Annotated in this window: 12 protein-coding genes; 9 read left to right on the top strand and 3 right to left on the bottom strand. The window is 54.1% G+C overall.

Translation table 11 applies throughout. The features are described from left to right. Nucleotides 1–10 precede the first annotated feature (10 nt). Complete coding sequence (locus MX657_RS10720; protein WP_080327249.1) at nucleotides 11–1,186, bottom strand: efflux RND transporter periplasmic adaptor subunit; 1,176 nt, start codon at nucleotides 1,184–1,186, stop codon at nucleotides 11–13. Nucleotides 1,187–1,521: 335 nt separating this feature from the next. Between MX657_RS10720 and MX657_RS10715 the strand changes: the two genes are divergently transcribed. After that, nucleotides 1,522–1,872: a helix-turn-helix domain-containing protein gene (locus MX657_RS10715; protein WP_346808423.1), complete on the top strand. Its 351-nt coding sequence runs from the start codon at nucleotides 1,522–1,524 to the stop codon at nucleotides 1,870–1,872. Nucleotides 1,873–1,945: 73 nt separating this feature from the next. Beyond that, the gene (locus MX657_RS10710; protein WP_346808422.1) at nucleotides 1,946–2,263 is read left to right on the top strand and encodes a YebG family protein; all 318 of its coding nucleotides are present in this window, start codon (nucleotides 1,946–1,948) and stop codon (nucleotides 2,261–2,263) included. Nucleotides 2,264–2,370: 107 nt separating this feature from the next. Here MX657_RS10710 and MX657_RS10705 read toward each other — a convergent pair whose 3' ends face one another. Together MX657_RS10705 and MX657_RS10700 are read right to left on the bottom strand one after the other, a co-directional pair. After that, complete coding sequence (locus tag MX657_RS10705; RefSeq protein ID WP_346808420.1) at nucleotides 2,371–3,330, bottom strand: hypothetical protein; 960 nt, start codon at nucleotides 3,328–3,330, stop codon at nucleotides 2,371–2,373. A gap of 112 nt (nucleotides 3,331–3,442) precedes the next feature. After that, the gene (locus tag MX657_RS10700) at nucleotides 3,443–4,327 is read right to left on the bottom strand and encodes a LysR family transcriptional regulator (RefSeq protein ID WP_346808546.1); all 885 of its coding nucleotides are present in this window, start codon (nucleotides 4,325–4,327) and stop codon (nucleotides 3,443–3,445) included. A gap of 115 nt (nucleotides 4,328–4,442) precedes the next feature. Here MX657_RS10700 and MX657_RS10695 point away from each other — a divergent pair, with 115 nt between their 5' ends. The 7 genes from MX657_RS10695 (at nucleotide 4,443) to osmV (ending at nucleotide 11,451) form a co-directional block, all read left to right on the top strand. Beyond that, nucleotides 4,443–5,570, top strand: coding sequence for an alpha/beta hydrolase (locus MX657_RS10695; protein WP_080327252.1), 1,128 nt, complete (start codon nucleotides 4,443–4,445; stop codon nucleotides 5,568–5,570). A gap of 49 nt (nucleotides 5,571–5,619) precedes the next feature. Beyond that, entirely contained in the window at nucleotides 5,620–6,804 is a 1,185-nt protein-coding gene (locus MX657_RS10690; protein WP_346808417.1) for an MFS transporter, read from the top strand. A gap of 197 nt (nucleotides 6,805–7,001) precedes the next feature. Beyond that, a complete protein-coding gene (locus MX657_RS10685) occupies nucleotides 7,002–7,745 on the top strand; it encodes a YoaK family protein (RefSeq protein WP_252001505.1) in 744 nt (247 codons plus the stop codon). 273 nt (nucleotides 7,746–8,018) lie between these two features. Further along, complete coding sequence (osmY, locus tag MX657_RS10680; RefSeq protein ID WP_080327254.1) at nucleotides 8,019–8,729, top strand: osmoprotectant ABC transporter permease OsmY; 711 nt, start codon at nucleotides 8,019–8,021, stop codon at nucleotides 8,727–8,729. Nucleotides 8,730–8,747: 18 nt separating this feature from the next. After that, a complete protein-coding gene (osmX, locus tag MX657_RS10675; protein WP_080327255.1) occupies nucleotides 8,748–9,647 on the top strand; it encodes an osmoprotectant ABC transporter substrate-binding protein OsmX in 900 nt (299 codons plus the stop codon). 8 nt (nucleotides 9,648–9,655) lie between these two features. After that, nucleotides 9,656–10,303: an osmoprotectant ABC transporter permease OsmW gene (gene osmW / locus MX657_RS10670; RefSeq protein WP_006808875.1), complete on the top strand. Its 648-nt coding sequence runs from the start codon at nucleotides 9,656–9,658 to the stop codon at nucleotides 10,301–10,303. Beyond that, nucleotides 10,303–11,451, top strand: a complete 1,149-nt coding sequence (osmV, locus tag MX657_RS10665) for an osmoprotectant ABC transporter ATP-binding protein OsmV (protein ID WP_119914686.1) — start codon at nucleotides 10,303–10,305, stop codon at nucleotides 11,449–11,451. Before osmW ends, osmV begins: the two co-directional genes overlap by 1 nt. Nucleotides 11,452–11,508 lie beyond the last annotated feature (57 nt).

Here is an 11,508-nt window from a genome sequence, read left to right as displayed (position 1 = left end):
GGTCAAGGGATCAGTTGAGGGCGCTGGTGGCGGTCATAGCAACGGTTTTGGCGTTAACCGGCATACCCGGCATAAACACTTTTTGTAAACCATCGATGATGACTTTATCGCCTGGCTTCAGACCCTGCTGCACGATGCGTAAACCGTTGGCCAGCCGCCCGGGCGTGATGTCACGGCGCTGCGCTTTCCCTTCTTTATCCACGATATAAACGTATTTACGATCCTGATCGGTCAGCACCGCTTTGTCGTCGATAAGCGTGGCGTTGAACTCCGCGCTGCCCGGCAGGCGGACGCGGGCAAAGAGCCCCGGCGTGAACTGACGCTGCGCGTTATCCAGCAGCGCGCGCATACGGATGGTACCGGTGCTCGGCGTCAGCTGGTTATCCAGGAAATCTACCTTGCCCTGATGGGGATAACCCTCCTCGCCCGTCAGGCCAATCTCAACCGGAAGCGCCGTATGGTGGCTGGACGCCCCCTGCCCGCTGCGGGCCAGATTTTGGTAGTGAAGGTAGGTTGACTCATCCACGTCGAAATAGACGTAAACCGTCTTCTGCGAAACCAGCGTGGTGAGCACGCTGGCGGTGTCGCCCGCAGTCACCAGGTTCCCGCTGGTGATCAGCGCCCGGCTGGCGCGGCCGTCGATAGGCGCGGTCACTTTGGTGAAGTCCAGGTTGAGCTGAGCGGCGTCCACCGCCGCCTGCGCGGCGCGAATGTCGGCCTGCGCCTGAACGGCAGCCGAACGACGCTGCTCCCACTCTTCCCGTGAGACCAGATGAGTATTAATCAGCTTATCGGTACGGTTAGCCTCACTTTGCGCCAGGCTCGCCTGCGTTTTGGCTCTTGCCAGGTTCGCCTGCGCCTGTTCCAGCGCCGCGCGATAGGTTCGGTCATCTATCGTGAACAGCACCTCGCCCTTTTTCACTTCCTGGCCGTCGGTGTAATTCACTTTATCGATGTATCCGGAGACGCGCGGGCGCAGCTGAACGCTTTCTACCGCTTCAATCCGACCATTAAAACTATCCCACTGGCTAATGGATTTTACCACCACGTCAGCGGCACTGACGGCAGGCGCAGGCGGCGCGGCATTTTGCGCGACGCTGTCGTCACACCCGGCGAGCACCAGGGAGAGTAACACCGCCCCCAGCGCGCTCAGATGATAGTTACCCCAGGTTTTTTGCAGGCTCATTATTTTTATTCCGGTAATTGTAGCCGCCGGGCAAGACGCTGCGGGAGACGCCGCGCCACTTCCTTTGTCCGGTAGCTGGCTTAAGGCCATTTGTGTCGTTCATCGCCACAAAACTGTAACAGTTGCGAATACACTATCGCGGCGATTGTAGGAAGGCGCTTAACTAAGTGCAAGAATAATTGTTGCACTTTATGTGCTATTTGAGTCGATGTTAAAAGACCCGTTTCAGGCAGGGATTTAAATGCAACAATAAAACTTGCAATTAACTCAAAAACGCGCCACCTTTTAATGCAACAGACAAAGATACTTTTACTATGCTGCGTGGGAGTAATCAGATGAACACTGGCGCATTTATGCATGATCTACTCGACTGGATCGACAACAACCTGCATAGCCGTCTGGACATTGAGTCCGTCGCCAGGCGTTCCGGCTATTCAAAATGGCACCTCCAGCGTCTGTTCAAGGAACATACGGGCTATCCCCTCGCCGGGTATATTCGCGCGCAGAAGCTGCAAAAATCGATGGAGCGCTTAACCCACAGTGACGAGCCGATTCTGAACGTGGCGATCGCGCTGGGCTTTGACTCCCAGCAGTCCTTCAACCGCAGCTTTAAGCGTCAATATGGTCAGGCGCCCGGGGCATGGCGGCGGAGCATGGGTGGCCCGGAAACGCAGCAGCTACGCTAATAATACATATTTTGCTGCAACGTCGATTTGTTGCTGCTATACTGTATATAAATACAGTATAGCGAGGTGCACGATGGCTGTTGAAACAAAATTTGTTGTCGTAAGAAAAGGTGTAGAGAAAATGACTTTTGCCAGCAAGAAAGAGGCCGATGCTCACGACAAACTGCTCGATATGGCAGACGCGTTCACCGACTGGCTGCTGCAAAGCGGCATGCAGATGGATGAAACGCAGGCTGAAAATCTTGGCATGTATCTCGCCGAGCAGAGAGAGACCGTGCAGCATATTCTGCGTACCAGCAAGCTTCCCGACCTCAACGCTCAAGCTGCAGCGGATAAAACAGAATCCGACGCGGCTGACACGAAAAAAATCAGGGCTATGAAAGCGGCCTGATTGTCAGCCCAGCTTAACATCGTTCCTGTCGCCGCAAGCAGAAAGCTGCTTGCGGCTTTTTTGATGTTCTTGCTCTGTAAGCGTTCTCCAGCAACGAGAGAGCTGCATTAATGCAGGCATGGTAAGATCTTTAATTCTTTATTGTTATTTGCGTACCAGTATGTTCCCTCAAGGAAATTGGACGCCGTTAATATTTCTTCGTTATTGAAATCTACAAGCACTTTATCCTGGTTTGGTCCCAGATAAATTACACTCGCTTCGCCATCTTTTAAATTTGAGCACGCGTTTTTTTTGTTAAAATCTAGTTGATGAGCTAATAAATATACTTTTCTGTTTAATACTTCATCATTGAAATCACTACTCACCCACCCCAGGGCAAAGTAACTAAACATGCATGTAAAGAATATATAAAGGAGTGCCCCAAAAGAAAATTCCACCTCATTTTTTCCGTCCCATTTTGACTTAAAGTAAGCCAGTATATTTATAACACAAACAACGCCAGCAATAGCGAGAAGATAAACGAGAAAAGAAATTTTTTTGAAGAAAAGATAAGCAACAAGAAAGCTTCTTGTAAAAGGAAAAAATGAGGGGTCGATATTAAACACTTCATTTATTATAGCAGAAGCCTCTGAGGTACAATAGACAATCAATCCGGTAAACGATAAAGAAAGTATAATTTTCGCCGTATTAAATTTCCAAATCTCTTTGAATACCAGCGTTTTTTCAATATTAATCCCTATCCATGCCGTTGATAACATTATTGATATAATGTATGCGGGCAACTTCAACTCCTCTATAAAATCAGAATCACTTCGATTACCCGTAGAGAATAAAAATATCATTATCGCCACAAAAGCTAATATGTTAAGTGCTATAGATGAACTCCATTCCTTATTGAATTTATCATCATCGTTTTCTCTTTTAAGGAGTAAGACGGTATCTCGTATATCTTTTATTACCTGCTTGGTAGATTTCTCTTTCGTATACAGGTACCTTGCGTTCTCACTCGCATCAAACTCTGCTGCCAGTTTGTCGATGGGATCCGCATGAACTTTTTCATTAATCATTATGAAGTACTCTATTTAGTTAAGCGTAAAAAGCCACATCATGCTCTCCATTCACCAGAGAATAGAGAATTTTGCCAATGTTCATTTCATTTATCGTAGAGAATACCCCCATCTAAATTTTCAACGTATCAATCACCGCCCTCAGAGCTGGCGACACGTTACGGTGCGGATAATAGAGGTACAGCCCGTCCATGCGCAGGCTATAGCGCTGCAACACCCGAATAAGCGTGCCGCGCTCCAGATCGTCAGCCACCAGTTCCACCGGAACATAGGCCAGACCGAGCCCCAGACGAGCCGCTTCAGCTTCCATATAGCTGTCCGACAGCGCCCATTGCCCTACCGGGGAGTGGGTTATTTTCTTGCCGTCCTGTACGAGCTCCCACTGATATAAATTGCCATCGGCAAACTGGTAAGCAATGCAGGGATGAGCATTTAGTTCTGCCGGCACTTGCGGAAAACCGTAGCGCCGAAAATGTTCCGGCGTGCCCACCACAGCCATTTCCATATCCTGCGTGATGCGCACCGCGATCATACCCTGTCCCACCTCCGGGCCCAATCGGACACCCGCATCGAAACGTTCGGCGATAATGTCTACGAAGCGGCTTTCATTCATCAGTTCCAGCCTGATGTCGGGGTAACGCTGTTTAAAAATGGCGAGCTTTGGCAGGAGACATTTGTCGATAGCGTGCTGGCTGGCATTAATACGCACCGTGCCGGACGGCGTCTGGCGGTAATGGGCCAGGGTCGCCAGGCCTGAATCCAGCGTATCGAAGGCGGGCTCGGCGGTTTTATAAAGCTGCTCCCCGGCGTGGGTCAGCGACAGCTTACGGGTAGTGCGAACCAGAAGCTGAACGCCCAGCCGCTCTTCCAGTTCGCGTACCGAACGGCTGATCCCGGATTGCGCCAGCCCAAGTCTTTGCGCAGCCGCCGTGAAGCTCCCCTCTCTTACAACCTGCATAAACAGGTACAGCTCATTATAGTTTTCCCGCTTTGCCATCATGCCCAACCAATCTATAACAATATGGTATTAATTCTAGCAGCATTTGACCTCTAATCAGCACTATTTCTGCTAATTATAATTCCTGTACCACAACAACACAGGGCCCCTTTTCATGAAAACAATCACCCAAAAATTGTCTTTAGCGATGCTGCTATGCGCATCATTAAGTGGAGTGACCTCAATGAGTTATGCAGAAACCACCAACCCAAACGCGCCTGTTTCAATGGTGACAACATGGGACAAAACCTTCGCCGAAAGTAATAAGGTCGACCACCGCAAAGTATCCTTCCAGAACCGTTACGGTATCACCCTGGTGGGCGATCTTTATCTTCCTAAAAACCGTGGTGACCGTAAGCTGGCGGCGATTGCGGTCAGCGGGCCGTTTGGCGCGGTCAAAGAGCAGTCCAGCGGACTCTATGCGCAGACACTGGCGGAAAAAGGGTTTGTTACCCTGGCGTTCGATCCATCCTATACGGGCGAAAGTGGCGGCGAGCCGCGTAACGTCGCCTCGCCGGACATCAACACCGAAGACTTTAGCGCGGCAGTGGATTTCCTGGGACTGCAGAGTGAAGTCGACCGTAACCGCATCGGTATTCTCGGCATCTGCGGCTGGGGCGGCATGGCACTGAATGCAGCATCCATGGATACGCGCGTAAAAGCGGTCGCCACCAGCGTAATGTATGATATGAGCCGGGCGATGGGTCACGGCGTGGGCGACGGTAAAGATCGCTATTCAACAGCTGACCGCCGTGCCGTTCTGCAGTATTTGAACGAACAGCGCTGGAAAGATGCAGAGAACGGTACCTTCGCGCATGGCGGCCATGACATTTATGTCGATGAGAACGGCAAGGTAACGGCGGCTGAACGTATTCTGCCGGAGACCTTGCCCGCGGATCCGCATCCGGTACTGAAAGAGTTCTACGACTACTACCGCATGCCACGCGGCTTCCATGTCCGCTCCGTTAACTCCACTGGTGCATGGACAGCGACCATGCCGCTATCGTTTATGAACATGCCACTGCTGAGCTATGCCGGGGAAATTACTATCCCAACGCTTATTGTAACCGGTGAGAAAGCGCACTCCCGCTATTTTGCTGAAGATGCGTTTAAAGCAGTCGGCAGCAAGCATAAAGAGCTGGTGATTGTTCCAGGCGCAAATCATGTCGATCTTTACGACAACGTTGCCGGGAAGATCCCTTTTGCACAGTTTGAGCAGTTCTTTAAAACCAGCCTGAAATAAACTCCTCTGCCGCCCGTTTTCACCGGGCGGCTCTTCGCGAAATCTGACTATGTCCATATTAAACCACACCACCTCGCAAAATCAGGAACACGCGCACTGGGGCGGCATTTTTGCCATGACACTCTGCGTATTCGTTCTGATTGCCTCGGAATTTATGCCCGTAAGTCTGCTCACCCCGCTTGCCAGAGATTTAAGCGTTACGGAGGGGCTTGCTGGCCAGGGGATTGCCATATCTGGCGCGCTGGCGGTCCTGACCAGCCTCTTCCTTGCACAGCTTGCCGGGAATATAAATCGTAAATACCTTCTGCTGGGAATGACCCTACTGATGGCGCTCTCGGGGATCATTATTGGTTTCGCCCCGAACTATCTGATGTATATGCTCGGTCGTGCCCTGATCGGCATTGCTATCGGCGGGTTCTGGTCCCTGTCTGCCGCAACGGCCATTCGCCTTGTGCCGCAACATCAGGTCGCTCGCGCGCTTGCCATTTTCAATGGCGGTAACGCGCTGGCAACGGTGGTGGCCGCCCCTCTTGGCAGCTACCTGGGTGCCACACTTGGCTGGCGCGGTGCCTTTCTTTGTCTGGTGCCCGTGGCGATAGCGGCTTTCTTCTGGCAGTGGTTTAGCCTGCCGGATATGAAAGGAAATAAAAACGGTGCATCGCGGGGAAGCGTCTTTCGGCTATTCCGCCGCCCTGCGGTTTCCGTCGGTCTGGCGGCCTGCGGCCTGTTCTTTATGGGACAGTTTGCGCTGTTTACCTATGTGCGTCCGTTTCTTGAGACTGTCACGCAGGTTAGCGACTCCGGGTTATCGATGATTTTGCTCGCCATCGGGGTTGCCGGTTTCGTTGGCACCCTGCTCGTCGCCCTGGTTCTTAACGCGGCGTTTTACCTGACGTTAATGGCGATCCCCCTGTTGATGGCCGCGATTGCAGGCGCGTTGCTCCTGACCGGACACAGCATCTGGATCGTCCCCCTGCTCTTAGGCTTCTGGGGACTGCTGGCGACGGCGGCGCCCACGGGATGGTGGACATGGATCGCGCGAACGCTGCCTGAAGATGCCGAAGCTGGTGGCGGGTTGATGGTCGCGGTGATCCAGCTCGCCATTGCGCTCGGTTCAACGATGGGCGGTGTGGCGTTCGATCATCTCGGCTGGCAGAGCACGTTTGCCCTAAGTGGAATATTGCTCCTCAGTGCAGCTGTGCTGACGTTTATGCTTTTACGTCTCCACCGATAGCGCGGCGGGGTTAAAGGGAACGGAAATAACGGCAAGGTTTTCATTATTCACATCCGCATCTTGAGCAAGGATATTTTATTTAATTACTAAACCCTTAAGCGCGTCAGAGGGAATAATAATTAAGCCATATCCTGGACAGCCCGTTGCACCGCTTTGCTAGCCTGACTATTCAGGCAAAGCTCAACCCGGAGGTATTCTTGCTGATTAGACTCAAGAAAGAACGCACGCACCAGGAGGATCGTCGGCTTGCTCTCTGGCTGGCGACCTCGGCAGGTTTGCTGAATGCCATCGCTCTCGGGGCGTTTGGTTTTTTTCCCTCACATATGACCGGTAACACCTCACAATTATCCAGCGAAGTCTCCTCCACCGACCTGAGCGATATTATTTTCTTCGGCTCAATTATTCTCTCCTTTGTCGCAGGCGCTATTCTTGCCCGCATGATTGTAATATGGGGCATTATCCATAACGTCAGGCTGGTTTTTTGCCAGATCCTGTTTGTCGAGGGGATATTGTTGACCGGCGTCTCGTTTTACGAAATGTATTTTCATGCCCTCACCAGCAACCGCGAAATTATTCTTTTTCTCTGCGGTCTGATGGGCATTCACAACTCCACCTCCACGCAGCTTTCCGGCGGACGGGTGAGATCGACGCACATAACCGGCACGCTGACGGACGCGGGGATATCCCTGGCCTCCGTACTGGTGGCGATGCTGCGCAGGGATTACTCCAAAGATACGGCGGCGCAAAAAAGTCAGCTGAAAACCCATTTAACCACCCTGTTCTCGTTTATGACGGGCGGTATCGCGGGACTGCTGCTGTTCAGGTGGGTTGGGTTTAACGCCATGCTGGCGCTCGGGTTGATGCTTGCCGTAATCGCGACGGCGTCCATAATAAACATCTCAGTGCGTGTACGCCGCGTTCGTCCTCTGCTAAACAGATAATGATTGCTTGTGGGTGTGACGAGATAGTAATAAACGTGACACCGTCACTTTATGAAACATGCTTTAGGACTATTCTGCCTGCCCCATAATCAGGCCTTACGCCATAAGGCCTGACCTTAGGTTGTCACTAGTTTCATGGGGTTACTGATTTTCCCCCTTCGCTGGAACCCTTCCCAAACGCTTGCTATAGGTGAGATACCCCTGCCGAAACATGGCATAACAACAGGCAACCGATGGTTGCTATAACGCATGCGCACAGGGAGACACACCGCAATGCACCCATTACTCAAACGTTCGCTGCTGTTTGTCGGCGCTATCATCGTGGTCCTCGCCCTCCTCGTCTGGGGGATCGGGCTTGAGACAATCAAGGCGCGCCAGGTTGACCTGGTCTATCTCGGGCAACAGCATATGATTCTGGTTTTCTCGTCGATGTTTTTTGCCCTGCTGGTGGGTATTCCGGCCGGTATTCTGCTGAGCCGCCCGGCCGCACGGGGCGTCGCCGAATACGTGATGCAAATCTTCAACGTTGGCAACACTCTACCGCCGCTGGCCGTTCTGGCGCTGGCGATGGTGGTGATTGGTATCGGCGATACGCCCGCCATCATCGCCCTGTTCCTCGCCTCGCTGCTGCCGATTGTGCGCAATACCTACGCCGGGCTGTGCTCGGTTCCCGCGTCGTTACTGGAAGCGGCAAACGGCATTGGGATGACCAAATGGCAGCGCCTGCGTCAGGTTGAGCTGCCCAGTGCCTGGCCGGTCATGCTTTCAGGGATCCGCATCGCCACCGCCATTAACGTCGGTACCGCACCGCTGGCGTTCCTGATTGGCGCCAGCAGCTACGGCGAACTGATTTTCCCGGGCATTTATCTGAACGATTTCCCGACCCTGATCCTCGGCGCGGCGGCCACCGCCCTGTTCGCCCTGATCCTCGACACCCTGCTGGCGGCGCTGGGTCGCGTGATGAGCCCCCATCTCGCTCGATAACAATAACAAGGAGCTTTTATGAGACTGTTTTCCAGCCTGACGGCGCTCTGTGCCGCCGCGCTGTTCACCGGCCAGGCGATGTCAGCCCCGCTGATTCTGGCGACCAAGAGCTTTACCGAACAGCACATTCTTTCGGCGATGACCGTACAGTACCTGCAAAAGAAAGGTTTCCAGGTTCAGCCAAAAACCAATATCGCCACGGTGATCTCCCGCAACGCGATGATCAACAAGCAGATTGATATGACCTGGGAGTACACCGGCACGTCGCTGATCATCTTCAACCACATCAACAAGCGCATGTCGCCGCAGGAATCATACGAGACAGTGAAGCGACTCGACGCGAAGCACGGTCTGGTGTGGCTCAAGCCCGCCGACATGAACAACACCTATGCTTTCGCCATGCAGCGCAAGCGCGCCGAGGCGGAGCATATCAACACCATGTCGGAGATGGTGGCGAAAATTGAGCAGATCCGTAAAACCAACCCGGACAAAAACTGGCTGCTGGGCTTAGACCTGGAGTTTGCCGGACGCAGCGACGGCATGAAGCCGCTGCAGGCGGCGTACAACATGGAACTGGATCGCCCGCAAATTCGCCAGATGGACCCAGGCCTGGTCTATAACGCGGTGCGCGACGGCTTCGTCGATGCCGGGCTGGTGTACACCACCGACGGGCGGGTGAAGGGCTTCGACCTGAAGGTGCTGGAGGACGACAAAGGCTTCTTCCCGAGCTACGCGGTGACGCCGGTGGTGCGTAAGGACACGCTGGAGGCCAACCCCGGCCTGGAAGAGGCGCTCAACACCCTCTCCGCCCAGCTTAACAACGACGTTATCACCGAAATGAACAAGAAGGTGGATATCGACCATCAGTCGCCGCAGCAGGTCGCCCGCGATTTTCTGCGTAGCAAGCAGCTGCTGTAGGAGGCGCTATGGAGACGATTCACTACATTCTGGACAACTGGGATTACTTGTTAACCCTGACGCTGCAGCATCTGTGGCTGGTGGCGCTGGCCGTGGGCTTAGCGATTATCATCGGCGTCCCGCTGGGCATTTTGATTGTGCGGCACAAGTGGCTGGCGACGCCGGTGCTGGGGATTGCCACCATCGTACTGACCATTCCGTCCATCGCCCTGTTTGGCCTGATGATCCCGCTGTTTTCACTGATCGGTCAGGGTATTGGTGCCCTGCCCGCGATCACGGCGGTGTTTCTCTACTCGCTGCTGCCGATTGTGCGTAACACCCATACCGCGCTCGACAGCCTGCCGCCGGGCCTGCGCGAAGCCGGACGCGGCATCGGCATGACCTTCTGGCAGCGTCTGCGCTGGGTCGAAATTCCGATGGCGCTGCCGGTGATTTTCGGCGGGATCCGCACTGCGGTGGTGATGAACATCGGCGTGATGGCAATCGCCGCCGTGATTGGCGCGGGCGGGCTTGGCCTGCTGCTGCTTAACGGCATCGGCGGAAGCGATATTCGTATGCTGATTGCGGGCGCGCTGATGATTTGTCTTTTAGCGATTGTGCTCGACTGGCTGCTGCACCGTCTGCAGGTGGTTCTGACTCCAAAGGGGATTCGATAATGATAAAACTGGAAAACCTCACCAAACAATTTTCACAGAAACACGGCCAGACCTTTAAAGCCGTCGACAACGTCAACCTGAACGTGCCCGAAGGGGAAATGTGCGTCCTGCTCGGCCCGTCCGGCTGCGGGAAGACCACCACCCTGAAGATGATTAACCGCCTCATCACCCCAAGCAGCGGGAACATCCTGATTAACGGCGAGGACACCAGCGGGATGGACACCGTGACCCTGCGCCGCAACATTGGCTATGTGATCCAGCAGATTGGTCTGTTCCCGAACATGACCATTGAAGAGAACATCACCGTCGTGCCGCGCATGCTGGGCTGGGATAAAGCGCGCTGCAAAACCCGCGCCGAAGAGCTGATGGACATGGTGGCAATGGATCCGCACAAGTTCCTCCACCGCTACCCCCGCGAGATGTCCGGCGGCCAGCAGCAGCGTATCGGCGTCATCCGCGCCCTGGCGGCGGATCCTCCCGTACTGCTGATGGATGAACCCTTCGGCGCGGTGGACCCGATCAACCGCGAGGTGATCCAGAACCAGTTCCTGGAGATGCAGCGCAAGCTGAAGAAAACCGTCATGCTGGTGAGTCACGACATCGACGAAGCCCTGAAGCTCGGCGACCGTATTGCGGTGTTCCGTCAGGGGAAAATCGTCCAGTGCGCCAGCCCTGACGAATTGTTGGCGAAACCGGCGAATGAGTTTGTCGGCTCGTTTGTTGGTCAGGACCGCACGCTGAAGCGCCTGCTGCTGGTTTCCGCAGGCGACGTCACCGACCAGCAGCCAACCATTACGGTGAGGGGATCTACTCCGCTTCCTGACGCGTTTGCCACCATGGACGATAACGATATTCGCGCAATTACCGTGGTTGACGAGCATGGCAAGCCGCTGGGCTTTGTTAAGCGTCGCGAAGCCCGCAACGCCAGCGGTACCTGCGCCGACATTCTGCATCCGTTCCGCATGACCGGCAAGGCCGAGGACAACCTGCGCGTGGTGCTTTCCCGTCTGTATGAGAGCAACACCAGTTGGATGCCGATCGTGGACGAGGACGGGCGCTACAACGGCGAGATTTCTCAGGACTATATTGCTGAGTACCTGAGCTCAGGGCGTACGCGCCGGGCGCTGAATATTCATAGCGAGAGTTAATCTTTCCTGCCGGGCATCGCCCGGCTTTTTCGCACGCATACCTTTTGCTAACCCCGC

Origin of the sequence: Enterobacter chuandaensis (genome assembly GCF_039718975.1) — a bacterium.
GTDB lineage: Bacteria > Pseudomonadota > Gammaproteobacteria > Enterobacterales > Enterobacteriaceae > Enterobacter > Enterobacter chuandaensis.
Note: the sequence above shows the minus strand (reverse complement) of the source record. Positions and strands in the feature narration are given on the sequence as shown.